The following is a 25,899-nucleotide window of genomic DNA, read 5'->3' on the forward strand; positions in this document are numbered from 1 at the left end:
GGTATTGCACCTAGTTGGTTTGGTATGCTGAAAATTATCGTAATTATACAAAATTGATCACCATTATTGATGTTCTCATATAACAACTTAATAATTTCAATATCTTTGTCTATAGGACAATTCCGAGAAAATCAGTTTAAATGCTGTTCCCTCGGTTACGTCCAATAGTTCTAAGTTTCCTTCTATCTGCTCAGTCAGGGTCCAGATCAACTCCATTCCTAGGGATTCCACATTGCGAATATCTAGTCCTTCTGGAATACCGACCCCATTATCCCGGATAATCAAAGTAATAATACCAAGATCATCTTGATGAAGTTCTAACCCAAGTTTACCAGGACGTTCATCGACAAAGGCGTGTTTAAAAGCATTAGATATCAGCTCATTGACAATTAAACTACAAGGGTTAGCTGTTTCCAGGTTAAGTTCAACGGATTCTATATCTAATTCTAAGTCAACTGTGTGAGCTTCTGTCCCGTAAGAGTCAAATAGTTGCTCAACTAAATCATTGAGATAGTCGCCAAAGTTAATCCTATCCAGACCTGTTGACTTATATAGTTTTTCGTGAATCAGAGCCATAGATTGAATGCGTTGTTGGCTATCTGACAAAAGTTTGATTACTTCTGGGTTGTCCGTGTAATCCGATTGAAACTCTAATAAATTGGAAACTACCAGCAAGTTATTTTTCACTCGGTGGTGAATTTCTTTCAGCAAAATTTCTTTTTCTTTAAGGGAGTTCATTAATTGTTCTTCAGCGTGTTGGCGTTCGATCGCCGTTGCTAAAACATTAGCTACACTTTGCAGAAAGTGTACATCCTCCTGCACAAATTCTCTAGTTTCGGTCGTATAAACCCCCAAAATGCCATAATAGGAATTTTGGCTTTCAATGGGAATACTGATCCCATTAATATGGGGAAACTGATAAATATTTGACGACGGTTCTATTCCTAGGTTAAGGTGGTGGCTAGGAGAGGGTGTAGTTGATGATGATTCAGGTAAAATAAATGAGTAAACCTGGTGATATTTGTCAGTTTTTAAGCGATGATTATGGGTGTGTTGATGGTTAGCGATCGCCACCGTCAGGCGATCGGGTTCAGACACCCGTATTTCTAATAACTTACAATAATCCACCTGTAAACATCGACCCACCATCCCGACAATATCCTGAATTAATATTTCCGAGTCAATACCCAAGAGAGCTTTTTGTCCAACTTCAGCTACCATAGCCTGCTGATAAGCCTTAGTCGCAATTTCCGCCTCAATTTTTTGTCGCTCCGCAATTTCAACTCGCAACTTTTCGTTAGTTTCTTGTAGTTGAGATGTTCGCTGTTCCACCAGCATTTCTAAGTCTTGGTTCAATTCTTGCAGAGATTTTTCAGCGGATTTTAGTTCACTAATATCAGTGAGAGTTCCCACAAAACCAACTATTTCATCATCATCATTTAGCTCAGGAACAGCTTGGGAAAAAACCCAAACTACCTGGCCTTCACCATGACAAAAACGATATTCTAACTGAAACATTTGATGATTATTAACGCATTTATTCCATTCATTAATTACCCGCTCTCGGTCATCAGGATGAAGCCTTTTAGTCCAACCATGCCCAAACATTTCCATGACTGAACAGCCAACCAAATCACATCCACGCTCATTGATATAGACAAATTTACCTTCAGCATCAGTCCGAAATATCCCCACCGGAGAAATATCTGTAAGAGTCGCATAGCGAGCCTCACTTTCCCGCAAAGCCTCCTCAACCTGACAACGTTCAATTTCTAATAACTCCCGTTCCGTCACATCTTGAACTAATGACAAAATCGATATAACCTGATGGGACTCATCCCGTAATACTAAGTTATACCATTCACAGTAGATTACTCTCCCGTCTTTGGTATAGTTACGATTCTTACAAATATTTTTATTGGTTTTGTCTCCGAGTAAATCACCGATAACTGTTTCTACTAATTGTAGGTCTTCTTCAAAAACAATTGGCCATTCTCCCCAATGAATACCTATGATTTCTTCAGCCTTCCACCCAAAGATTTTTTCCGCTTGCTTTCCCCAATATTGTACCTTAAATTCTGGGTCCCATTCAATCACAGCTAGAGGAGAATTTTCCACGTGCGATCGCATTTTATTATGAGCTTTTAATAACTCTTTTTTTGACTGTTGTTGTTCCTCCAAGTACCTGGTAAGCATTTGATTAGTTTTTTGCAGTTCAAGGGTACGTTCTTGTACCCGTTGTTCCAATTCCGCCGTCAGACTTTTTAAAGCTGATTCAGCTCGCTTATTTTCAGTAATATCACGAGCAACCCAAGCTACAGATTCCGAGGAAATGGGGGAGATATTTGCCGAAAACCACAAGCAATCACCTTCCACATTCAGATGATATTCAAAATTTATAATTCTCCCCGTTTGCAAACATTGATTAACTTTTTCTCTAAAAATATTGTCCGGGTAATCAGGAGAAAATAGCTGCCGAGTTTGGTTAATTATTGGAGATGTATTACCCTCGTATTTTGTACCTAGGTATTCATGATTATTTTGCCGGGACTTGCGGGGAGTCTGAATCGAATTGGTGCGAGTATTAATAATCAGGATAATATCAGTCAAAGCATCAAAAAATGTCAGAAGATTCGGTTCACCAGTTCGCAATTTTTGTTCAATCATGCGGATGATACCCCGTTGACTGATTTCCCCCTGTAGTTGGGCATTGGTATTTTGTAATTTAGCCTTAAATTGTGCCAGTTGCTGTTGCAGCTTAGTGGGGCTAATTCTACTGAGAATATCATGGTTAGGATGGGAATCAACAAGTTTTTCTATCACCCGATACTCAGGAATTATTCCAGTTAAATAATCTTTCTCATCTAGAACTGGGATATAGTGAATTTTATGGGTTTTTAATTTTTGAATAATTGCATAAATGTCCAGCTCATCTGCTTCTCGCCAGACCACAGGGGGTTGTCTCATCACTTCAGACACAACCAAGTCCCCCGGATTTTCCCCCGCACCAATTAGCTGCACCACGTCCCTTTCCGTCCACATACCCACCAATTTCCCATCTTCCACCACCAGTACACAACTGTTAGGGGGGAAGTTTTCTGTTCCCCACTGGTCTGAGGGCTCCTGACTCATTAAAGCCATGACCTCCATGAGGGAGGTATTAGGAACAACCGTTAGGGGGTCTCTATGGATGATGTCGTTTAAAGTTGGACTGGACATAAGCCAAGGGTTAATCGTGGGTGTAGACATTGATTCCCCTACTCTCCTTGATCAGATATTAGGATTAATAACATAACAACTTATCACAGTTTCAGCGGTTCCGATCAAGTCAAAGCCATTGACAATCAACAGTTGAACCTGTTAGTTAAGTTATATAGAGTATCTTGTGACTGATTTTTATGATTAATTAACCATTGGGATAATTGATAGCTTAATCAAATTTATGATAGTAGAATCAACAACCTTTCATCGAAGGGGGATGAGCAATTTTTCTGATTTTGATAGATTTTGAGCCTCCCTTAATTTGTTGGTAAATCTTGATTTTTCCTAGAGACTTTTTAGCAAAGTTAAGTTATGCTCAAACTACAAACAAACTTGAGCAATAGGTTTCATGAAAACCAAATCTTGGTCTTTAATGGCAGGTATAGCTGTGACCGCATTTTCTTGGGGAATTGTCCCAGCTTGGGCGGAAAATTGGATTTTTATGGGTGAGGCTGCCACCGGGGAAGATGTATATGTAGATGCTGATAGTATTTCACGGAACCGGGAAGGGCTGAGATTTATTTATAGCATTGGTGAAGAAACCATCTATGCAATAGCTTACTGTGACTCACGCACCTGGTATGTCAGCGGTTACGATGAAGTATATTCCCCAAACAGTCACGCTACCTCTGATATGATTGATTATGTCTGTTCCCAGGAATAACCAGTCTCAGTAATCTTTTAACCACAATTTAACTATCCATGGGGAGTCAATAAACCGGAGATTTATTACTGCGGGTATAGTACCAAAGTATAACCCTTGGAAATCCTCAAATATGGATTATATAAAGGCTATCAATTGAGTAACTGGTGAAATGGGCGGGATGTCCGTTGCTGTATATGCCGCCCTATTTTTAAGATTAAGCTAAACCAGCGGCTTGAATTGTCTGCATAAGCCTGTCGATATTGATGACAATATTAATATTTTTGCCGATAAGTTTCGGTTCATTTTCCGGCAAATTATCTCCTAATATAGGATAATATTCCAGTTCACAAATACCACTCAATAATCGATAAATTGACGGACAATAATCTGGGGATAAGATTTCAATAACTGTAGTACCAGTTTGACAGAAAGCTAAATTAGTTAGTCCCGCACCGTGGGGACTAATAATCACTTCGGAAGTAGCGAAAAGTTCCGCTTGTTGTTCAAGAGTCATTGATTCTAATTGTACTGGTTTAATATTAAACTGTGTTAGGCATTCTATCACCTGGGAATTATTCAAGACCTGGCGAGATTGTGCTAAGGTGCGATCTATATAAATTCGCTGTTTAGTATCCCCCAGACTCGGACAAAAAGTGTGTTTGAGAAAATCACAATTCCACTGGCTAATTTGTAAGCCTCGGTGGGATGAAAGGTTAGGAGTTGGGATAATTATTTGCGCGGCTTTCAGATGATTGATATCTTTATTGCTGATGATTTTTTTGGGTGGAATTTTTAGGGTCTCTAAAGCCTGTTTCTGGTAAGGTGTCTCCCAAGCATTTACCACAAATTTATCAATTGAGTTCAGGTCAATTCCCGCAGCTTCTAATAAATGAAAACGGGCGATAATATCTAACATCCAGTGAAAATATCCCGCCCCAAAACGCACGGATAAAAAAGCAACCACACCATCAATTTCTTCGGGTGGCGGTAGGTGTTCGGATACGGCGACAAACTCCGCCCCACCACTAGCTAAATCAGTGACTAATTTGCCATCATCTGTGAAAACTGCACTGGTCGCCATATCTCCCCACACGCGCCCATTTTCCACAATAGCCACGCCGAAATCTCCGGTTGATATCTGACAGGTTGTAAATGTTTCGGGAAGGTTGGTAATTAAAATATTAGCGGGTTTAATCTCAATAGTCTTAGCTGGGTATATGAGGATATATTGAACACTAGGATGGGTTGGGCTGGTTGTGGTTTTTTCTGATAAATTAGGCAATATTTCTCGGATAAATTTTGATGATAATTTTTTGAAGTTTAGGGCATTATTGGCATCCTCAATTAAACCTCTATGGGCTAATATTTGGGCAAAATGATGATAGGCTTTGAGCAAGTCTGGCTTCCGTTTTAATCCCTCTATACATAGGTCTTGTAATTCTTGCCAACGTTGCTTTTCGGTTAACAGTTGTGCGAGAATCTCATAAAGCCATATTAACTCTGGTTTCAGTTCGATCGCTTTTTGATAAGCCGCGATCGCCTCATCAATATGACCTGCTAATTTCAGTGCGTGACCTAATTTTTGATGTAACCAAGAAAGTTGAGGATTGAGTGTAATGGCTTGGCGATAATTAGCGATCGCTTCTTCAATTTCTCCCGTTTCTAGTAAGCTATCTCCTAAACTCATATACAGCCAATCTACATCAGGTTTTAAAGCGATCGCCTGACCACAGACCGGAATTAATTCCGACCATTTTTCCTGAGTTTTCAAAACTTGGGCTAGTCCATAATAATAGTAAAACTGGTTCGGGTTAATTTCGATAGCCTTTTGATAGCATTTCACCGCCTCTTCCCACCTTTCCTGTTGTTTAAAAATTCCCCCTAAATGATGATAAAATACATCCGATTGATTAGGATAATTGACAATTGCTTTTTGATAAATAGCGATCGCCTTTTCTAATTGCTGTTGCTGTTGTAACTGATTCCCAAAATTCAGATAATCTTGAAAACTCACCGGGTCAGCACTTAACAAAATAGCTTTACACCAATATTCTGTCGCCCTTTCTGGCTGACCACATTGGGTAAACACCTTAGCCAAATTACGATAGAACCCCGCCATATTAGGGCGAATTTCCAGAGCCTTTTCATAGGCATTTATCGCCTCATTCCAGCGTTTATTTTGGGCGTAAAGACTTCCTAAATTAGCATAAACTTCCGCCATATTAGGCGCGATTTTCAAAGCACTATGATAACAAGACTCCGCCGCCAGAAAATCCCCTTGTAACTGTCTTATCGTCCCCAAAGTTTTATAAGACAACGCAAAATTAGGGTCGATTTTTAACGCTTGTTCACAACAGTTAATCGACTCCCCCCAATTTCTTTCATTTAAATAGGAAACCGCTTTTTCATTGAGTCGGATAACTTCCGGTTGCACATTTTCATAATTTGACATTTTACAGTCACTCCCATTTAATCAAAATTTAACCTTGTCCATCTGTGCAAATACCACTATTATAAACCCAGTTTATGGATTTTAGCCAGAGCCTTTTCAGCCGCCTTTTTACTAGCCTCTTTTTTACTGGAACCTTTACCCTCTCCATAAACCTTACCCTGAACCATAACCTGGACAGTGAACTGTTTTTTGTGGTCGGCTCCTTCCTCCTTAATTGTTTCATATTCTGGTGTAATTGGACCTATATTTTTTTGCACCCATTCCTGTAATCTATTTTTCGAGTCCGCCGCCACTTTCCCCGAATTACCTTGAGACTGGGAAGTAATTTCAGCTATCACCGAATCGAACAAAGGTTGTAAAAAATCCTGTACTTTCTTCATCCCAGAATCCAAAAAATAAGCCCCAATCATCGCCTCAAACGTATTGCTTAATAAGGAAGGATTTAGCGCCGCCCCTTTCCCTAATCTGATATATTGTTGTAGGGCTAATTTTTCCGCAAACTTAGCCAACTGCTTATTTTCCACCAAAGCCGATCGCAACTTAGTTAAATCACCTTCATTCCTGACACTTTTATACTTATTATAAAGATACTCCCCCGATATAAAATTTAACACCGAATCCCCCAAAAACTCCAACAATTCATTATCCCGCTTAACTTCCTTCGGGTGTTCATATAGATAGGAACTGTGAGTTAAAGCGTGATTGAGTAAATCCACATTTTGAAAAGGTATTTTTTTCAGCAATTTCGATAATTCTCGCCGCAGTTTTTTTTCTCGGTCAGGATCCATATTTTGGTCTTCGATAATTTTACTTAACATAATCTCCTGATGTTGTTTTAATTGATTAATTATGGAGTTTTCAGCCTGAAAAGCCGTCAACAGCAGCACCATGTTATCTATAGCACGTTCCGTATATCGGTGAGAAAATTCATTCCCATGAGCCCAGTTATTCCTAAGTTGAATTAACTCAAATATTATCCCCCTATGTTGATTATCCACATTTTCATTGTTTTTAAAAATACTATCCCATTTATTCGATATAACTTGCAGTAATGCTCCGATATCTTGAGATAGCCTCTCCTCCAATTCTCGCTTTTTCATGTTTTTGTATTTGGTGATATATTTTTGAGCTTCCTCCTGCCATTGGTCTGAATATTTGTTTGTCATTTCCTGTTTAAACGGAGGATATAAGCCCTCAGCTAATAACTCTAAAGCGTCCCCAATTCTTTCTTTATTGCTAATCATCATTTGCTATCTAATAATTAATTAGCGACTATTATAGCTAATCTTCCTAAACAGGTTATTGATATAGCTGGCTATTCATAACTTCTGATAATCTATCAATCTCCAAGTTATTTGATTTTCAAAAGAATGTTAAGAATTATTACAAATTTATTGAAAATTGCTCGCAAAAAGTTGACGAGATTCTGGGGGTTATGATACCATCAAATAAATCTCACCCAAGGGATTACTCTGTCCTTATGCAAAAATAGAGCCTACAACCCCGATTATATCGCGATTAACATTATTTTCTCACGAAAATATTAAACTGGCGATGCACGAGTTTTCTGGCCAAAAGCGATCGCCTTTTTTATGCCTATTGACAAAAACGCCACTTTGTGGATTCTTAATTGTTGATAATTGACTGATATCCTAGGTGATGTGGATGGTCAGAGTCAAAAATCAAAATATGAGACTTGAGGAAGCGGTTGAATTTGCCGAAAACCCGGAACCCCGGTGTCCCTGTGTGTTATTGCTAGACACATCAGCATCTATGCAGGGAGAACCCCTAGATGGTCTCAATGCAGGATTAATGACTTTTAGGGAGAACCTAATCAAAGACGAACTCGCGAAAAAACGGGTTGAGATCGCGCTGATCACCTTTGATAACCAGGTAAAAATCATCCAGGATTTTGTCACAGCCGATCGCTTTGAACCCCCCCTGTTAAACGCCCAGGGTCAAACCTATATGGGAACAGCCATAGGGGAGGCTTTAGACATGATTGCCAGTCGCAAAGCCGAGTATCGCAATAATGGGATTACCTACTATCGTCCTTGGGTGTTCATGATTACCGACGGCGAACCCCAGGGAGAAAGCGATCGCATTACAGAACAGGCCATTAAACGCATTCGAGACGAGGAAGCCAACAAACAGGTCGCATTCTTTGCGGTAGGCGTAGAAGGGGCGAATATGGAGCGCTTAGGAGAGATTGCTCAACGAACCCCCCTGAAACTGAAAGGGTTAGATTTTCGGGAAATGTTCATTTGGCTATCCGCCAGTATGCAAACAGTTTCTCACTCCAAAGTTGACGAACAGGTAGCCCTACCACCGCCAGGATGGGGAACTGTCTAGCCAAAAACTCATGCGATCGCAGACCTTTTACCATGAACCCAAATTCTGCCTACTGGCAAATTATCTCAGCTTCCGTGGCGGGAACCAGTCACGAAAAGCAAGCCATTCCCTGTCAAGATGCTCATATCTATCGGGAGATTGACCCCCATCAATTTATTGTCGCTGTAGCCGATGGTGCGGGTTCAGCTTCCCTGGCTGATGTGGGAGCCCAACTAGCAGTTAAAACCGCCACCCAATTAATCGAAGAGTATCTATCCTCCGTCGATGACACCGCCGCCGTGGACTGGAACAGTCAATTGTTAGCTGTTGTTAGCCAAACCAAACAGGCGATCGAAGCGGAAGCCGACCACAGGGATATATTGGCGCGGGAACTAGCAACCACATTAATTTTAGGGGTGATTACCGCTTCCACCATTGCTGTAGTTCAGATAGGTGATGGCGCGGTGGTAGTTGAAGATCAACAGGGAACTTTGATGGCTTTAACTATTCCCGCCAGTGGAGAATATTTAAACGAAACCACCTTTCTGGTTTCCCCGAATGCGTTAGAATCTGCTCAAATTCAGGTATGGTCTGGAATGCCTAAGTATTTGGCAATCTTTTCCGATGGTTTACAAATGTTGGGACTAAAAATGCCTGAAGGAAAACCGCACGCTCCGTTTTTTTCTCCTCTATTTCAATTTGTGGAAACTATCTGCGATCGCACAGAAGCCGAACAACAGTTAATTTCATTTTTGCGATCGCCTAGGGTAAATCAGCGCACCGATGATGATTTAACCCTGATTTTAGCTGCCAAAAAGCCAACATCATCCCAATAAACGCCATTACAATATGTACAGCCGTAACTCTCTACGGGAACCCCAAGGGCTATAATATACCAAATATAGACTCTTATTATATGGGGGTCAGCGGTCTTGTCACATTTACATCGATGGTTACAGTCCATTAAGAGGCGATTTAAATACTGCTGGTTAGCTTTATTCATTGGTGCGATCGCCACTCTCGCCGTGCTGCTGATTTGGCACAAACTCTACATCCGAGAGCAACGGCATTTTGCACAACTGGTGCAACAACAAGCCAACAGTATCCAGTCTATCCTCAATCGAGAGTTATCCAGCCACATTGTATCCCTAAATCGTATCGCCAAGCGTTGGGAACTCAGTAATGGCACTTCCCGAGAATTTTGGGAAGCTGATGTCAGCAACTATTTAGATGATACTCATGGCTATCAAGCCATACTCTGGGTAGATCCATCTTTTATCGTCCGTTGGATAGTTCCTTTAGAGGGAAACGAACAAGTCCAGGATATGGATTGGACACAAGAACCCCGTCGCCGAATTAGTTTACAAGTAGCCAGAGACCTCAATCAGATTATCCTGAGTAAACATATTTCATTAGTTCAGGGTGGCGAGGGATTTCTAGTAATTATTCCTTTGTTTGTGAATGAGCGCCATGATGGGTTTATTGTGGGAGTCTTTGAATTTACATCTTTCTTTGATGGGATTTTGCCCCTATCTCCCTTGTATACGATTCAAATATATGACCGTGGGGATTTAGTTTATAGCAATGGTGATTTCTCAGAATCTCCCTTTCAAAAAACCTCAATTGTCCGCGCCTATGGAGCCGATTGGACAGTCCAAATTTCTCCGCAACCTGCTTGGATTGAAGAGGAAAAATCTCCCCTTCCTACCCTGGTTTTATCAGCAGGTTTAATCATAGTTGGGACTATGGCACTCACCGTCTATTTAGGTCAATATGCTTGGCGTTATGCTGGCAAAACCCAAAAAATTAACCAGCAACTGCAAAATGAAATCATCCACAGACAGCAAATAGAAGCCATCCTCCTAGACTCCCAAAGACAATATCAAACCCTCATCGAAAATTCCCCGGATATTATTCAACGCTTTGATACCAGTTTTAAACATATTTATGTCAGTCCCATTTTAAGCCAATTAACCGAAATTCCTCTACAGACTTGGATTGGCAAAACTTGCCGGGATTTGCCATTTTCGGCAGCCATGGCTGAGAATTGGGAGGCGGCGGCGAATCGGTTATTAACAACTGGTGAAAAACAGATTATTGAATTTGAAGCTGAGACAGTTAATGGTTGGCGCTATTTTGAAATGGCGATCGTCCCAGAAATTAACCAAGGCAAAAATCTTACATCTATCCTTTGTATTTCCAGAGATGTAACTGACCGTAAACAAGCCGAAACCTCCCTAAAACTTAGTCAAGCCAAGTTTGAAGCATTGGTAACTAATATGCCGGGAATGGTCTATAGTTACTGTCCGCAAAACTCCCAAAACCTGCCTTTTTTTCAATTTGTGAGTCATCACTGCTTTGATATCTTTGAATTAGAAGCTAATACTATTCTGGCAGACATCAATTCTCTGATTAACTTAATCCACCCAGATGATTTACCGTCTTTGCGTGAATCAATGCAACAATCTTTGCAGGAATTTTTACCCTGGTATTGGCAAGGTCGGGTTATTACTAATTCGGGAAAAGTTAAGTGGGTAGAATGTAATGCTCAACCCCAATCAACCCCAGAAGGTAATATTTGGCATGGCATTGTTTTTGATATTACTGCACGCAAAAAATATGAAGAAAATCTGCGGCGTTTCCAGGGTATTGTCGCCACGACTGCGGAAGCGATCGCCTTAATTAATCGGGATTATATTTACCAAATTGTTAATCAAACCTACGCCAATTTAACCGGAAAATCCGAGGATTTTATTATTGGCAATATCATAGAAAATGTATTAGGTAAACAGATTTTTAATGAAATAGTTAAGCCTCTATTTGATAGATGTCTAGCCGGAGAAATAGTCCGCTATGAAGCCTGGTTAAGTTTTCCGGGAGAACCCAGGTTTATCGGAGCCACCTATTCCCCGATTTTGCAACCTGATGGCACAGTAAATGAAGTGATTGTCACTGTCCGAGATTTAACCTCATTAAAACAGGCAGAACTTGCCATTCAACAACAATCTGAGAGACAGGATATCTTATCAAAAGTCACCAATAGAATCAGGCGATCGCTCCATGTTCAGGATATCCTTAATACCACCGTTGTCGAAGTCTCCAAATTTCTGGGAAATGACATAGTTTTAGTTTGCAAATTCCAGTTAAATTGGAGTTATGAAATCATCGCTCATTCTAGGGAACTATCTAGGGACTCTGACCTACTTTTTTGTGCAATAGATCCGGTCATGACTATCAAAATTGACCAAATAATTTTGGAAATTGCCCAATCTTGTCGCACCGGAAAAATTAATGCTTCTGTGGAAAGGTGGCAAAAATTTCAAGGACCGACTCATTTAATCTTCCCCATTTGGTTAGAAGCCGAGCAACTTTGGGGACTACTTATCGCTTATTTTTCCTCAGAAGATAACAACTATAAACCCGCAGAAATCGATATGCTGAAACAACTAACAGAACAGTTAGCGATCGCCATTCAACAAGGCGAACTATATCATCAGCTTCAGATAGCCCATGAGGAACTCGAGAAAGTCTACAATCTCGATTCTCTGACCGGAATCGCTAACCGCCGCCATTTTGATCATATTTTACAGCAGGAATGGTTACAACTGCAACGGGAAAAACAACCCCTATCAATAATCATGTGTGATATTGATTATTTTAAGTGTTATAATGACACTTATGGACACATTGCCGGGGATAAATGCCTGCAAAGGGTAGCTAATGCCATCAAAAATTCCCTGAAACGACCGAGGGATTTAGTCGCCCGTTATGGTGGCGAAGAATTTGTGATTTTATTACCCAACACACCCATAGAAGGTGGTCTAGAAATTAGCCAACAAATACAGGAAGCTGTGTTCAAGTTAAATATGCAGCCCGGCGCAATTCCTGCTAACTTCCAACGGGTGACTGTGAGTATGGGAATTGCCAGTAAAATTCCCAGCCACAAACAATCACCAACCCAACTTCTTTTTGATGCCGATCGCGCCCTTTACCAAGCCAAAAACAATGGCAGAAACCAATATGTGATCGCGAATTACCCAGAACACAATAGCCACTAACTATCTGCGTCTGTATCGTTGCTGAAATCGCTTAATCCCGGCTTTTTCCAAGTTTTTAACTAACTGTTGCAGTTGAGTTAAATTAGTGTTTCTGCGTCCATATCGCCAATGCACATAAGTTTGACAAACTTCTGATATCGCCTCAGCTTCATCAACAGAACATTGATTAGCGATCGCCTCTGCATACTCCACCGGAGTTTGGGCGGGATGTTTCGGATAACCCCGTTGGGCTAATAATGCCAACAGTTTTTGATATAGTCTTTCTTCCGGGGGTAATTTAGCCAAGCGTCGCCTCTCGCGCCAATTTTTCCATCCATCCCACAGCAACCAACTTAGGAACCCGACACCAGATAAAGTTATCGTCGCCGTAAACAAGCCAACCCACCCCCTAGTAAACAGATCGATAAACCAGCCGACAACCGTATCCAACGCCCCGAAAATAGTCGCCAATATCCTCTGTAAACTATTTGTTACCGGAGAAGGTAGCCATCCCGCCACCCAATTCCAAAAAGCCCTCAGCGCACTAAAAGTCTGATTTTCCTCAATAGAAGGCGGGATTAAATCCATCCCCGGAATGGGATTAAAAGCAAACCAACCATATTCAGGAAAATAAACCTCCGTCATCGCATGAGCATCAGTATTTTTAATCACATATAACCCCGTAAATGGGTTAAACTCACCCGGTTCAAAACCCGCCGTTAGTCGCGCCGGAATGCCAATAGAACGCAACATAATGGTTAACACCGTCGCAAAGTGATCTGGATAACCGCCTCTGATAATTTCTCCCTCTGGACTATCTTTATAGCCAAACAAAAACGCCTCCACCAAATCCTCATCAGGTCTCAAAAAAGGCGGGTCTTCTTGTAGTTTATAAACGGGGCTTTGTTTTAAGTATTGAGCTAAATAAAGGGCTATTTCATAGGGAGATGTTAAGGCTTGTTGCTCAGGGTTGGATTGATTCCGCGCCGCCAAAATCTCCTCGGTTCTTTGTCGCACCCTGTCCCGAATTTCATCAGGAACCTGCAAATAGTAATCACGAATAGCTTGTGTGTAGTCAGTGGAGGCTTGACCCAACTGGGTGCGGTTACGATAGGGGACTCTGGAAATCACCGTATAGGTTAATCCCTCCCGCAACATCAAAGGCGATCGCAAAGTTCCCTCTCGGTCGATCGCAATTTCCTCAGTCGGGAAATACAATTGTTTAGCCTGTTTTAAAGCCGGGATTAAATTAGGTAATTGAATCACCGCCGTATAACTTTGGATCACCTCCCTAGTTCTAGCCTGTGTCGGTGGCGGAAACAGATTAAACAGATAGGACCACCAAGTGCGTTGGACAGTTTCTACCTGGTCATTACGGGAAATTTCCCATCCCTGACCCGTGTACTTATCAAAGCCGATCACCCGAAAAAATCCCCGCGCCTGCGATCGAACCCTCAGCACAACCTGCGGCCTTAAATTTCCCCTAAGATTCTGATTAATCCGAGTGTTAAAACCATAATATTGAACCTCATCTAAAACACCCGCCCCCGACTCCTGATTTTGTCCAATTCCCGACCCCGTGCCATCTCCAGAATCCCCCGTATAACCAGGGTTAAAAATTTGTCTGCCATCAAATTCCCCTCGTGGCATTTGAATAGGGGAACTCATCGGAAAGTTCCGCAGTTGATAGCCAGGAAACCGAGGGAGAAGGGCAAAAATCACCAATCCCAAAGCCACAATAGCCAGAAAGCTAACCCCCAAAAACTTGAAATTCAAGTTAGAAGGAATCCTCAATTTAGGAGAACTAGCCTCCGAGGGGTTCAACTTTTCCAATCCCAACCGGGAACGGTAATCTAAGATTAAAGTTGGCAACGAGAGCGCCAAAAACACCAAAATCACCGGCCCAAAAGTCAAAGTTTGGCTAAGAGTACCAGCCACCCCCATTAAAATCAAGCCAATGACCATCGAATAGCCCAGATCCTTGCGTCGGGGCAGATCAAAGCTATGGAGAACCTGCAAATTAATTAACAGTTGTGCCAAAACAATCCTGGTATCGATCAACTCCAGCACTAGACGACTGAAAAAAACCGCCATTGCTACCAACATACCAATAGCAATACAAAATTTAATTGGCACATTACGATGACGACGACGAAACCAACTCCAGGTCGCCCCCACCAAACTGACAGGGATCGCCCATAGATTTAGTGGCTCCTCGATCGCCACATCAGTAGCAATAATGCCCACAACCACCAATAACTGCACGAAAATGCGGAGCAGAAGTGAGTCCTCTGGCTCAGGTTGAGGTATTGCTTCGATCCGTCGCCACAATTGACTGAAGATAGGGATATCGGCTGTCATGGATTTGAAAATCTGCTAGTCACTCTCAGATTACTGTAACCCATATTTCTGAAAATCAGCTTCACCTATCAAAATTTAACTCATCATCCGAGGGTAAATGGCAAAACAGAGGGGATTTTGTTCGCAGTCATAAAACAACACATTGAGTCGATAGATATGATTAGGCTCTGGATCTACCAGCTCCATGGTCACATATCCAGCCTCGGTGCGTCTAGCCGTGATTTCGCCATGATTTCCCTTCAATTGCAGACATCCACCGGCAGGTAATTTAGCCAAAATCATTAAGCAATTGCCATAATCGCGGGTCTGATATTGGGCTTGTACTGTTAACAGCCCTAAGCTAGTTTGCCACTCCTGAAGCCCTACCGACTTATTCAAAAAACAAGTTATCGTCAGCGTATCGAGGATTTCTCGCGCCGCCAGTAGCAACAAAACCATTTGCTGTTGTTGATTAGCCGTCTCATAGGGGGGGAGTTGTAGCTTGTTCAATTCAGGATCGCGAACTTCCCCTAAAACCAGCCTACCTGCCCATTCATTAAGCAAATCAGAGGCTTGTGGGAAAAAACTTTCCACCGCTTCCACCAGTTTCGCGCCTTGTTGTAGGGTTGAATGCAAAACCTTCTGACACGGAGTCAGAAGATCAGCAAAAACCGTTTCTGGTAGAAAAGTAGACCATTTCAGGTTTTCCCTTTGAGCATTCCACCAAGAAGGATTGGGAACAGTCGGATCGCTAATCACGTCTGGGTAAATAGCATCAGCGCCGAGTTCAGTTTCCCAAGGGAATAGCGGTGGTTTTTCTTGGATCTCAATTCTTAACCTGTTTTTTAACAGGCTTTCAAATCTGTCTTTCACGGTTGGTATCTCTCCCAGTTTAATTGGTTCGTCGTTGGGGTAGAAAACGTCAATCTCTTCATAGTCCAGTAGATCGGCTTCTGACCACCCTGGTTCTTCGACCCTAGAACTATTTGCTAATTGATCTGCTGAGGTAGCAGGTTCACCAGCAGCAGAGGAAGCAGTCTCAAGGGGTTGTGATTCAGACCCCTCGAAAAACTGGCACTCGGAGAGTTGACGATCTGGATTTATTTCGTTATTCATCAGTAGATGCACTAGCTCCGGACACTGAACGATTTCTAAGATCCCAGGCTAATTCCAAAACTTTAAACCACCGCTTTTGTACTTGAGTCGCCTTGCAACCTAGATTTTCGGCGATCGCATGATCAGATAGCCCCTTTTGCTTTAACCTTAGCAAATCCTTTTGATCTTGGCTAAGTTGACTCTGGAAATCCTCCCACTGGTGGGGGAGTAAACCCAAATTGCGATCTAAATCCGCTTCTAACCACTGATGCACCAATTCCCAACGATGACTCAAAGCAAATCGCAACAAATGATATTTAAATCGCTGTTGAAGATAATCCCGTTGGCGAGGGGTTAGCCCCAAAATCGCCTCTATCTCTCGAGTTGGCAAATCTTGCATTCGCAAGGTGAAATAATCGGCGCAGTCTTTTTGATTGTTTTCCTCAAGATATTCGATTAACTCTTCCACAACCGTTTGGCGTAGGGATTCTAGTTCTGGTTCGTTGGACTCAGCCACCATGGCGGCTCGCACCTCTTGTACAGATGAGTCGTTCCAGGTTTGATCAGAATCCTGTATCCCACCTTCTGCGGCTTGATCAAGATCCACAAACGCTTCTCTGGGTTGTTGTTGAGAAAATGTCTGCGATCGTAGAATGATTAATTGTTGACTACGACCTCGGGCGAGAGGAATACGCCGTTTTCCATATCGTTCCGTAAAGGCTAGATATTCCGCTAGTTCCAGTAATGTCTGGGGACGATAATCGGCCGGAATTTGGTTTTCCTTGCGGAAGGCATTTAGTGATTCAACATAAAACCCCTGTAAAAAGTCCCTAATCAGTTCCAATCTAGCGTGATAACTTGATTGAACCTGGCGCGGTGTGATATATCGATAGATAATGGCACTGAGAGTGCTGTGGAGTTCCAACGGTGCCTGCTTTGACCTGAGTTTATAATAGTGAAGACATTGTTGTAAGCGATGCTGTGCGAGTGTCATCGCCCAAGTCTCCACATCCCCCGAGGCTTGGATGCGCTGGCTTTCTGTACAGATCCGAATTGCTTCTTCTGTTAAGCGCCAAGCGATATCCTGACAGTTCTGCTCAGATGCCTGGGTGGCCTGTTTTAGCTCACCGGACAACCGTTGAAAAATTTTATGGCTCTGGCAGATTTCCCCCATGATGATAATTTTAGTAACAATGACCCTAACCTATGCTTTCCAGTAAAGCCTCTGAGTTTCCGGAGGGTTTCCCAACCGGGTTGTGTTTAGTTACGATCACAACACCGGCAATTTTCTAGTCGCCTACCTGATCAATTGGGGTTTTCTCGGTTATCATGTAGCGCGAAAATCAGCACTTACTCAAGTTTAACAATGGATTTCGACCAACAAATTCAAGCCTTGATTGAAAATGCCCCCCAGGATGGTTCTACTCCTGACATTATTAAGGCGATCGCTCCCGGTCTCAAATTACTGGCCGCTCAATTAGCACACCTACAGTATTTTATTTTGACCAGTCTTGACCAAAATTTGGTATTAACTACTCTCGGTAATGTGGATAATCCCGATCTACAAAAGCAAGTTATTTATGCTTTTTCTAGTTTAGATGATGCTTCCGTTCACTCTAGGATAGATCTTTCCACTTCTGTGGTCGCTGTCCCCGTTCCCGTTACCCACATTTTGTTTCAGGCGATCGCTATCCCCCAACTAGATAGTTTTATTTTCTTTGACCAGCCTGGTCATCTTGACGCTGCTACTGAGGTTAAACGCCAAGATGTACAGGATACTATCCAAGTTTACCTACAACAATATCAGTCTCTGCGTCGCTCTAAGTCTCGCCCTATCCCTCCAGATATTGCTTAAATCAGTCCCCTTACCCCCGTACCACTTTCTCCTTCCCTTGACCCTCAAAACTCCGTTTCTTAATGGTTTCTTAATTGTCAAAATCACAGGTATTTTATATAATTATAGTGACTGTTAATTAACCCCCAAAAATTTTCCCTAAATCAGCCCCTTGCATCTGCTATTTCCACCTAGGATTCGGGTGGGGTCAGGCAGCAATTTCCGTTCATCAAAACTGCTCACACGGTCAACTATTTCTCACCAAAATCTGGCAGCTTTGTATTATGAAAATTAATCAAGTAATATATCTAGGATTTAGTGCAATTTTTTTATTAGTCGGCATCAGTACCTTAGTGGAAGAGTGGCAACAAAGAACTCTAGATCAATCCTTTAAGTTGGTAGTTCATACCTACGAAGTTAAGCTGAATTTGCAGGATATTTACAAAAATTTGGTCGATGCAGAAAGCTCTCAAAGGGGATTCATTATTACCAAAGACCAAGGTTTTTTGGAACCCTATTATTCAGCTAATACAAAAATCGAGGGTAATTTAGACACTTTATCTCAATTGCTGCAAGGTAATTCCATACAAACCCAGAGATTAACCAATCTTCAAAACTTAACTAACCAAAAATTGGCGCTACTTGAACAAACCATAAATTCAGTTAGATCCGGAGAATCAGAACAATTTTTAGCCTGGGTTAATTCGGGAATTGGTAAGCAACTTATGGATAATATTCGCAGTGAAATTAATAGGATGATTGAGGAGGAACAAAATTTATTGATTGACCGAAATGAGCGTTATCAAGTATTCGAAAATTTAGCAATAATCATTAATTGGGGTAATTTTTTGCTGGTAATCACCATTGGCTCTATAACTAGCTTTATTGTGATTCGTGTGATTATGAATCCTATTCAACAAGTTACACAGGTTCTGGCTACCTCCTCAGCAGAAATTGCCGTGGCTACTGAACAACAGCAGAGACTAGCCAGCAGTCAAGCTGTTTCCATTAATCAAACTACTAATGCTATTCAACAAATTAGCGAAGGGGCTAAACAATCAGCGGAGGATGCTGATCACGCTTTAGGAAAGGCTCAACAGGTTTTAGACATCAGTGAACATGGCAATCAAGTAGTCCAACAAAACTTGGCAAGTATTGCTGAATTAACTAATAATGTCGAAAATATCTCAGAACAAATTGAGGTTTTGAGACAGCATACGGCGGAAATAAGCACTATATCGAATTTGGTATCTAGTTTAGCTAATCAGACAAATATATTGGCTCTGAATGCCTCTGTTGAAGCTGTGCGTGCGGGAGAAGCCGGTCGCGGATTTGGTTTGGTGGCGCTGGAGGTTCGTAAGTTATCAGACCAAAGCCGAAACTCAGCTAGGGAGATTGATAATTTGGTTGGTCTGATTCAAAATTCCCTGAAATCTACCATTGAAGCTGCACAAAAGGGAACAGAAAACGTTAAGGTGGGTATGAAAATGACGGAAAATACTGCTAATGTATTTGTAGAGGTGGCTGATGGCATTAAAAATGTGGTCGCGAGTAATCAAAAAATTGCTCAAATCTCTGAACAACAGGCGATCGCTATTCAGCAAATTGTCACAGCTACCAATGCTATTAATCATGCAGCAGTGGAAACCGCTAGTGGCATTCAACAAACCCAAGTCGGTACTCAAAACCTGAATCAGGCGGCCCATACTCTCCGGGTTTTGGTATAACCAAAGTCTCCCCAACTGGCAATTTTCACCATGGAAATTGATACCAAATCCCTGATGGGGGAGATGTCGCCACCCCCACCGAACCTAATAAATCAGTATATTCTACTCACCACATAGTCCCCTAATTCCACCAGAGCTTGACGAGACTCCGAAGGGGGTAACTGCTTGATATGTTCTACGGCGACTTGGGCGTGGTGGATGGCGAGTTCTCGGGATTTCTCAATCCCAGAACTTTCTTGAATTAAGGCGATCGCCTGTTCCAAGTCCCCATCTTGAGCAAATTCGCGATCGATCAGAGTTTCCAGAAAAGGCTTTTCTGCCAAAGCAAACAGCGTCGGGGCTGTCAGGTTTCCGCTTTTGAGATCCGAAGCAGCCGGTTTACCTAGAGATTCCGTCGAACCTGTAAAGTCTAAAATATCATCGACAATTTGAAACGCCAAGCCAATATTACGACCATATTTATACAAATCTTCTGCTAGTTCTGCTGACACTCCACTTAACAGACCAGCCGCCTTAGAGCTATTGGCGATTAAAGATGCTGTCTTGTAGTAACTCTTTTCGAGATAGGCTTCAATGGACAAGCTAGTGTCAAATCGATTTAGTCCCTGTTGAATTTCTCCCTCTGCCAGATCCATGATCACCTGTGACAGAAGTTTAACTACCTCTAAGTTATCCAGGTTGGCTAAATACCAGGAGGACTGGGCAAATAGGAAGTCTCCGGCTAAAACCGCCACCCGGTTATTAAACAAACTGTGAACTGTCGGGACACCCCGCCGCAGTTCTGATTCATCCACCACGTCATCATGAACCAAACTAGCAGTATGGATCATTTCTGTGATTTCAGCCAGACGGCGGTGCTTAGGTATGATTTCGTGATCGGGCATGGTTGCCCTAGATATTAGCAGCACGATCGCCGGACGCACCCGTTTTCCCTGTACGCTAAATAAATGCTCTGCTGCTGCATACAGGATCGGGTGACGAGCGCCCACCAGTTGTTTCAGGTTATCGGTTAGCAGTTTTAGGTCTGCTTCAACGGTCGAAAATAGAAGAGTGCGAGAGGTCATGGGTTTGCCAACTCAGGCTGGATGATTAACAAAATTTTACATATTATAGTTCGATTTTAAGCTAAGGCTATCATCTCACCAAACTGATACATTTACGCGACATTTATCCGGCTATTGCCTGACAATGCGACGATAGCACTATTACCCGTTAAGGTAACAGAGGCGGTATCCCGCAAAGCTTTTAGAAAGATTCCAAAAGCACCGTTCCAGTCCCTGGGTAGAGTGAACCCGCACTCAGGACATCGGAACACTTTTGAGCCACCTAGCTGGGAATGCACATGACCACAGTGAGTACAGGTTTTGCTGGTGTATTCTTCGGTCACATCTACAACTGTGGTTCCAGTTATCTCGGCTTGATGTCTCAGGGTTAGTTTGAATCGATAATGCGCCCATGTCAGCATGGCTCGGGCAGTCTTAGACCTGATTAGACGCTTCACCTTGGCAACCATATCGGAAGTCTCGAAGGTCGGCAGAAAAATTATACTGTAGTTATGAGTCAAGTAGTGAGCAATTTGTTTGTGGGCCTCATCCACTAAATTCCGGATTTTAGTTCTCATTCGTTGAGCCGCTTGCCTCATCCGTCGCCTTCTTGAACGACAGGGTTCCTTGGCGATTCGGCTCATCAAATCATCCAAATGTTGACATAGCCTAGTAATGCGTCCTATATCCCCGGAGCCCAATTCCAGAAATCGAGAGCCATCAAACCCAGTTATGAAAGTTCGGACACCCGGGTCTAATGCAATCACGCCAGTAGCGTCAGTTGTGGTAACGGCAACTGGTTCAGGGAAAATCGCCAACCATCGACCTTTGGTAAACACCAACTGAGTCCCTTGCCCGCAAGTTTTAGGGATAGCTTCGGAAACCATGAAAGTTAATCCTTTCGTTAGTCTTGGATACCAACTCCCTGAAGAGAAATTAGTATTATTGAACTTAATCCCTTGAGAGCTGTCACGACAACTTCTAAACCTGGCATCAGGACTGGCGGTCAAAGCCTGATAGGCATCAAAGATGGCATTTTGCCGAATGTGGCAGGGTGTTTCTTTGACCCATTCGGGTAAGTCACTCTGCATCACTTTATTGCGTAACTTTAACTTGCTTAGTCGTTTACCACTCCTAGATAATGCAATTGCTTGGTTGTAGCAATACCGACAAGCAGCCAGCCATTTACGCCAGACTTGATTTAGCTCTGGGCTGGGGTAAATCCGGATCTTCTTTGACCTGAGTTTTGTATTTACGCACTCCGTATAATCGGGAACTGAAGCAGTGGAGGATGGCGAGGATGTCCTCAACCATTTCTCGTTCTGGACTGAGACTTGTCTGGTTGAGAACCATGAGTGAGCACCTGTTTTGCTCATAGAGCCATCGAAACAAGTCAAATCCCCATATTGCCAATCAGTCTTTGTGGGCAACGACAACCATGCCGACATCTCCTGACAATTGATGTCCCAGTAAGGCCAGCATTTTCTTTCCCTTGAAGTTGAGCCCGCCTCCGATTTCTGAGACGACTTCTGCTTCGGGGTAGAGGTTGGACAGTGCGGCCACCTGTCGGTTGAGGTCGAACTGCTGGGCGCGGCTACTAACTCTGGCATAGATAACGACTTTGCGTTTGTCACTGCCTGATTTGGCAGCAGTATATCACTCAACGTTGTATCGTCGTTGCCCAGCGGGGGTTCTGATGGTCTCGATTGAGCCATTGTCGTCCCATCTGCGGAGTGTTCTTTCATGGACTCCAAGGATTTGGGCGGCTTCCTTGGGTTTGACATATCTGGCAATAGGTTTATCCTCAACTCTTCTCGCTTATTAGACCCTATTGCCCTAAAATATTAACCTAATTTGAGATTAAATCATGCTCTCAACTGGGATTATACCCCACCAGAGCATCAACTTGAGATCTTCACCACACCTGCATCAAATCTAATTAACCGTGAACCCCCTACAGGGCGGGTTGATTCATCTTGGACTATGCCAAATTAGCTACTAGACGGGCCTACCCCTAGATGATCTCTGCCCTCTCCCCCATCACCTATTGTCCATGATCCGTTGTCCATTGCCCCTGAAAATTTTTTTCTCATAATTGGTACAATTCGTTAATTTTGTGTTAGGTTAATTGTTAAGAGTTTAAGAAAATTCTACACATTAAGGGCAACAGGTGTGGCAGCCAAATATTAACTGGCTGTTGTTGCACAGGTTATCCACAGAAGAGGGGATAGCTAGGGGCGATTTTAGAAGTTCCTAAGCTGGCATCAGATTATGGTGTGGCGGCTTGGTGGGTTCAAGACCAATCAGCACGGTCTAGGCTTATATTTAGGCGGCGGACTTGCTGTAGAAGTCTGGTAACTTGGCATAGGTATTAGGGAAACTTTCTGGAGTTGCAAATCTCTGGTTAGTTTTTGTTGATGTGCCTGGTGGTATCCCTGATTAGATAGCGATCGCCACCCAGCTATAACCTGGCGTGGGAAACCTGCCCCTATGTATATGTAGCTACTCTTAAACTCCCATATATGCTCCTCTCTCACACACAGACTAGCCGCACCACCTATGAACTACCACGAATTACCGTTAATGATTCCCCTACTCGCCACCGGTTATGTGTTGACTATTTATTTGCTGTTGATGGTGGCTAAACATACAGCAGCGCGATTTTCTCGCTTTCGCTCTTAGTTATATTGATCACCGATCATTAATTCGCTGAAAACAACCACTCCCATTTGGCGGAGTGGTCTTTTCTATGATGAAATATTCTTCACACAAACAGACTCGGTAAAATTACTTAGTTACATAGACAATAGGCGATCGCGATCGCTATGCAGATTGACTGACAGTTAACCGCTGGTCGGAAATAGCCGTGTCTAATTTTTCCCAAGAGTAAATAAAGGGAGAACTTGCCAGCGAACAAGATGCCCAATCACTTTGCACAGAACCGTGAAACAACTGGCAAACACCGCCTCGTCGCCCCTCAGATTTATAGTGGAGGCAATTGCGACAAGTCGATGGAGTAGAATTTTTGATCGGCATGACAAACCTCTGGAGCTCACTTGATTTATTGTTTATCAAAATCGCTCAAGAACCTGTTATCTAAACTACAGTTTGCCAAGAAATATCAATCAATCTATTCCACACCAATATATTTATGAAGCTGAACCGAAAGCCGATAACCTGGAAACTGTTTTAATTTTGCCAATACCAAAGGCAAAGTGCGGTCTATATCAGTCCACTGCGGTTGTAAAAAAACCGGAATCGTAGAATTTTCCGCCAAACGGGATCGATAAAACTCCAACTCATCCCCCACATCAATCACCAACTTAATTTCGGAAGCCCGTCGCCACATCTGTGATACCACCGGATAACGGGGGCTGATATGTTCCTTGGGACTCAGAGTAATCCAGCATAGATCAGAAACATCTTGCCAAAACGCCCCCGATGTCTCAATAGAAACCTGCCTCCCAGTTTCTTCTAATACCCTCACCAAATCAGGTAACTGAGGATATATAAACGGTTCACCCCCAGAAATTACCACCCTGGGCGACACCAACTCCGCCAACAGTTCATCAAAGCTACGCATATTCCGGGGTAAACCTTTCCCGCCATCAGCATATCCGGTGTCACACCAAGGGCAACCCACCGGACACCCCGCCAACCGAATAAAATCTACAGGAGTTCCCGCCCAATAACCCTCCCCTTGGATGGTTTGCTGAAAAGTCTCATGTACTGGAATTGTAATCATCCGCCGCTTTTTTTAGCTTTATATCCCAATTGAGTAAGTATTTGCAGCAACTTATCAGTATGATCACCCTGAATTTCCAGAGTTTGGTCTTTCATGGTTCCTCCAGTGCCGCACTGATTTTTCAATTGTTTTAATAACTTACTCAGGGTCTGGTCATTGGTTTGAAAGCCGGAAATAATCGTGACTGTTTTACCGCCCCGTCCCTTACGAGTTGCCTGCACTTTTAAGTTTTGCTGCTGGGGGGGTAAGTCCGGCACTCCTGGTTCCATAGCTTCGGAATTAGAAGAATTGCCAAACTCTGAGTAAGCGATCCGATTCTTATGAGACGATTTCCTATCAAAATTTCCCTTAGATGCGGCCATAACTAATCACTCATTGACATAAAGCGGGAAGTTACCCCTACTTCCATCTTCCGACTCAGCAGGGGGAACTATTTAACCTATAGCGGAAAACCGCCAAGAGTGGCAAGTTGATAGTTGTTAATCATCAATTAATTTGACTGGGCGCTGTCTCAGGCAGTAACTTTAGAGTTGAGGGTGGGACTAGGAACTTCCTCAAAAATGGCTCCCTGTTCTTTTAACTCCTGGATACGAGCAGCATTTAACCCGGTAACCTGTTTAAATTTGACGTTTTGCAACAATGCCCCGGTTAGGTTAGCTTCCTTGAGGTTCGTACCCTGAAATTGGGCGTGACTCAGTGCTGCATCTACGAGTTCAGCCCGCATGAGGTTAGCTCGACTCAAATCGGCATAACTAAGGTTAGCATGGGTGAGAATGGCTCCGCTCAAATCGGCCCCACTCAAATCGGCCCCACTCAAATCGGCACCTGTTAGATCTGCCCGGGTCAGGTTGGCTCCGCTGAGGTCGGCTCCGCTGAGGTTGGCACAATACAGGTTTGCTCCTATTAAGTTAGCATTGAATAGGCTAACACCAAGCAAATTGGCTCGAAATAGGTTCGCCCGAAATAGGTTCGCCCGAAATAGGTTCGCGCCACTCAGGTTAGCATTACTCAGGTCCGCCCGGAATAGGTCTGTATCCCGGAAATTGCGATCGCCTGCTGCATAAAGGTTGAGCAGTTCTTGTGAATTCATGATAATTTCCTAATCTCCAATATGATTAACTGCAATTGTGCCTAAGTTCTTGTTCAATCGGGCAAAACTTTATTTTAATTTAAAAAACCACGGGTATCAGTCAGCCCCACATCCTGCATATCCTTTCAAATTACAGTCGGCGACTGCACAATAGGGATGATGTAATTTAGGAATTATTGACATTAATTGTGGGTTTGGATATAATTGGCACTATATTATACCCTATTATCCCCTCGGCTGAAAAAGTGCGATCGCTAACTGGCTAAGTAATTCAACAGACTTGCTCTAGTTTCTTGTC

19 protein-coding genes and 1 pseudogene are annotated in these 25,899 nt (G+C 42.8%); 7 read left to right on the top strand and 13 right to left on the bottom strand.

All coding sequences use genetic code 11. The annotated features are described in order from the left end of the window. Positions 1-96: 96 nt before the first annotated feature. Positions 97-3,219, bottom strand: coding sequence for a PAS domain S-box protein (locus HFV01_RS14135; RefSeq protein ID WP_008050642.1), 3,123 nt, complete (start codon positions 3,217-3,219; stop codon positions 97-99). A 391-nt stretch (positions 3,220-3,610) separates the two neighbouring features. Between HFV01_RS14135 and HFV01_RS14140 the strand changes: the two genes are divergently transcribed. Further along, positions 3,611-3,925, top strand: a complete 315-nt coding sequence (locus tag HFV01_RS14140; protein WP_111892259.1) for a hypothetical protein — start codon at positions 3,611-3,613, stop codon at positions 3,923-3,925. A 196-nt stretch (positions 3,926-4,121) separates the two neighbouring features. On the opposite strand, the gene HFV01_RS14145 is transcribed toward HFV01_RS14140, so the two are convergent. Both HFV01_RS14145 and rnc read right to left on the bottom strand, forming a co-directional pair. Continuing rightward, positions 4,122-6,359 carry a tetratricopeptide repeat protein gene (locus HFV01_RS14145; RefSeq protein ID WP_193521218.1) on the bottom strand — a complete coding sequence of 746 codons (2,238 nt, stop codon included), beginning with the start codon at positions 6,357-6,359 and terminating at the stop codon, positions 4,122-4,124. 59 nt (positions 6,360-6,418) lie between these two features. Continuing rightward, positions 6,419-7,606 (bottom strand): ribonuclease III, encoded by a 1,188-nt coding sequence (gene rnc / locus HFV01_RS14150; RefSeq protein ID WP_046319810.1) that lies wholly within the window; start codon positions 7,604-7,606, stop codon positions 6,419-6,421. Positions 7,607-8,048: 442 nt separating this feature from the next. On the opposite strand from rnc, the gene HFV01_RS14155 reads away from it, so the two are divergent. The 3 genes from HFV01_RS14155 to HFV01_RS14165 all read left to right on the top strand — a co-directional run bounded on the left by HFV01_RS14155 (position 8,049) and on the right by HFV01_RS14165 (position 12,748). Further along, on the top strand, positions 8,049-8,711 hold the full coding sequence (locus tag HFV01_RS14155) for a vWA domain-containing protein (RefSeq protein WP_048895409.1): 663 nt from the start codon (positions 8,049-8,051) through the stop codon (positions 8,709-8,711). Between the two features lie 32 nt (positions 8,712-8,743). Continuing rightward, a complete protein-coding gene (locus HFV01_RS14160; RefSeq protein WP_006625841.1) occupies positions 8,744-9,526 on the top strand; it encodes a PP2C family serine/threonine-protein phosphatase in 783 nt (260 codons plus the stop codon). A 96-nt stretch (positions 9,527-9,622) separates the two neighbouring features. Continuing rightward, positions 9,623-12,748 carry a diguanylate cyclase gene (locus HFV01_RS14165; RefSeq protein WP_193521219.1) on the top strand — a complete coding sequence of 1,042 codons (3,126 nt, stop codon included), beginning with the start codon at positions 9,623-9,625 and terminating at the stop codon, positions 12,746-12,748. Here the strand turns inward: HFV01_RS14165 and HFV01_RS14170 are convergent, their stop codons facing one another. From HFV01_RS14170 to hetZ, 3 genes are all read right to left on the bottom strand, one after another. After that, positions 12,749-15,088, bottom strand: a complete 2,340-nt coding sequence (locus HFV01_RS14170) for a transglutaminase TgpA family protein (protein WP_006625843.1) — start codon at positions 15,086-15,088, stop codon at positions 12,749-12,751. A gap of 75 nt (positions 15,089-15,163) precedes the next feature. Next, positions 15,164-16,183, bottom strand: coding sequence for a hypothetical protein (locus tag HFV01_RS14175; RefSeq protein ID WP_006669685.1), 1,020 nt, complete (start codon positions 16,181-16,183; stop codon positions 15,164-15,166). Continuing rightward, positions 16,176-17,336 (bottom strand): heterocyst differentiation protein HetZ, encoded by a 1,161-nt coding sequence (gene hetZ / locus HFV01_RS14180; RefSeq protein ID WP_193521220.1) that lies wholly within the window; start codon positions 17,334-17,336, stop codon positions 16,176-16,178. Before hetZ ends, HFV01_RS14175 begins: the two co-directional genes overlap by 8 nt. Before the next feature lie 192 nt (positions 17,337-17,528). Here hetZ and HFV01_RS14185 point away from each other — a divergent pair, with 192 nt between their 5' ends. Continuing rightward, complete coding sequence (locus tag HFV01_RS14185) at positions 17,529-18,017, top strand: hypothetical protein (protein WP_006625846.1); 489 nt, start codon at positions 17,529-17,531, stop codon at positions 18,015-18,017. Positions 18,018-18,280: 263 nt separating this feature from the next. Next, positions 18,281-19,723 carry a CHASE3 domain-containing protein gene (locus HFV01_RS14190; RefSeq protein ID WP_006625847.1) on the top strand — a complete coding sequence of 481 codons (1,443 nt, stop codon included), beginning with the start codon at positions 18,281-18,283 and terminating at the stop codon, positions 19,721-19,723. Positions 19,724-19,815: 92 nt separating this feature from the next. Here HFV01_RS14190 and sds read toward each other — a convergent pair whose 3' ends face one another. The 3 genes and pseudogenes from sds to HFV01_RS14205 all read right to left on the bottom strand — a co-directional run bounded on the left by sds (position 19,816) and on the right by HFV01_RS14205 (position 22,560). Beyond that, positions 19,816-20,787 carry a solanesyl diphosphate synthase gene (gene sds, locus HFV01_RS14195; RefSeq protein WP_006625848.1) on the bottom strand — a complete coding sequence of 324 codons (972 nt, stop codon included), beginning with the start codon at positions 20,785-20,787 and terminating at the stop codon, positions 19,816-19,818. A gap of 92 nt (positions 20,788-20,879) precedes the next feature. Beyond that, positions 20,880-21,995, bottom strand: a complete 1,116-nt coding sequence (locus HFV01_RS14200; RefSeq protein ID WP_318286286.1) for an RNA-guided endonuclease InsQ/TnpB family protein — start codon at positions 21,993-21,995, stop codon at positions 20,880-20,882. Beyond that, positions 21,952-22,560 (bottom strand): annotated as a pseudogene (locus tag HFV01_RS14205) (IS607 family transposase). The gene HFV01_RS14200 and the pseudogene HFV01_RS14205 overlap by 44 nt, the downstream one beginning before the upstream one ends. Before the next feature lie 765 nt (positions 22,561-23,325). On the opposite strand from HFV01_RS14205, the gene HFV01_RS30740 reads away from it, so the two are divergent. Continuing rightward, positions 23,326-23,448 carry a hypothetical protein gene (locus tag HFV01_RS30740; RefSeq protein ID WP_006625852.1) on the top strand — a complete coding sequence of 41 codons (123 nt, stop codon included), beginning with the start codon at positions 23,326-23,328 and terminating at the stop codon, positions 23,446-23,448. A 141-nt stretch (positions 23,449-23,589) separates the two neighbouring features. On the opposite strand, the gene HFV01_RS14210 is transcribed toward HFV01_RS30740, so the two are convergent. The 4 genes from HFV01_RS14210 to HFV01_RS14225 all read right to left on the bottom strand — a co-directional run bounded on the left by HFV01_RS14210 (position 23,590) and on the right by HFV01_RS14225 (position 25,601). Further along, positions 23,590-23,802 carry a hypothetical protein gene (locus HFV01_RS14210; protein ID WP_006669679.1) on the bottom strand — a complete coding sequence of 71 codons (213 nt, stop codon included), beginning with the start codon at positions 23,800-23,802 and terminating at the stop codon, positions 23,590-23,592. A 94-nt stretch (positions 23,803-23,896) separates the two neighbouring features. Further along, the gene (locus HFV01_RS14215) at positions 23,897-24,511 is read right to left on the bottom strand and encodes a 7-carboxy-7-deazaguanine synthase QueE (RefSeq protein WP_006669678.1); all 615 of its coding nucleotides are present in this window, start codon (positions 24,509-24,511) and stop codon (positions 23,897-23,899) included. Further along, complete coding sequence (locus tag HFV01_RS14220) at positions 24,508-24,873, bottom strand: translation initiation factor (RefSeq protein WP_006625854.1); 366 nt, start codon at positions 24,871-24,873, stop codon at positions 24,508-24,510. The genes HFV01_RS14215 and HFV01_RS14220 overlap by 4 nt, the downstream gene beginning before the upstream one ends. Before the next feature lie 149 nt (positions 24,874-25,022). Then, positions 25,023-25,601, bottom strand: a complete 579-nt coding sequence (locus tag HFV01_RS14225) for a pentapeptide repeat-containing protein (RefSeq protein WP_006669677.1) — start codon at positions 25,599-25,601, stop codon at positions 25,023-25,025. Positions 25,602-25,899 lie beyond the last annotated feature (298 nt).

Source organism: Limnospira fusiformis SAG 85.79, from assembly GCF_012516315.1.
GTDB lineage: Bacteria > Cyanobacteriota > Cyanobacteriia > Cyanobacteriales > Microcoleaceae > Limnospira > Limnospira fusiformis.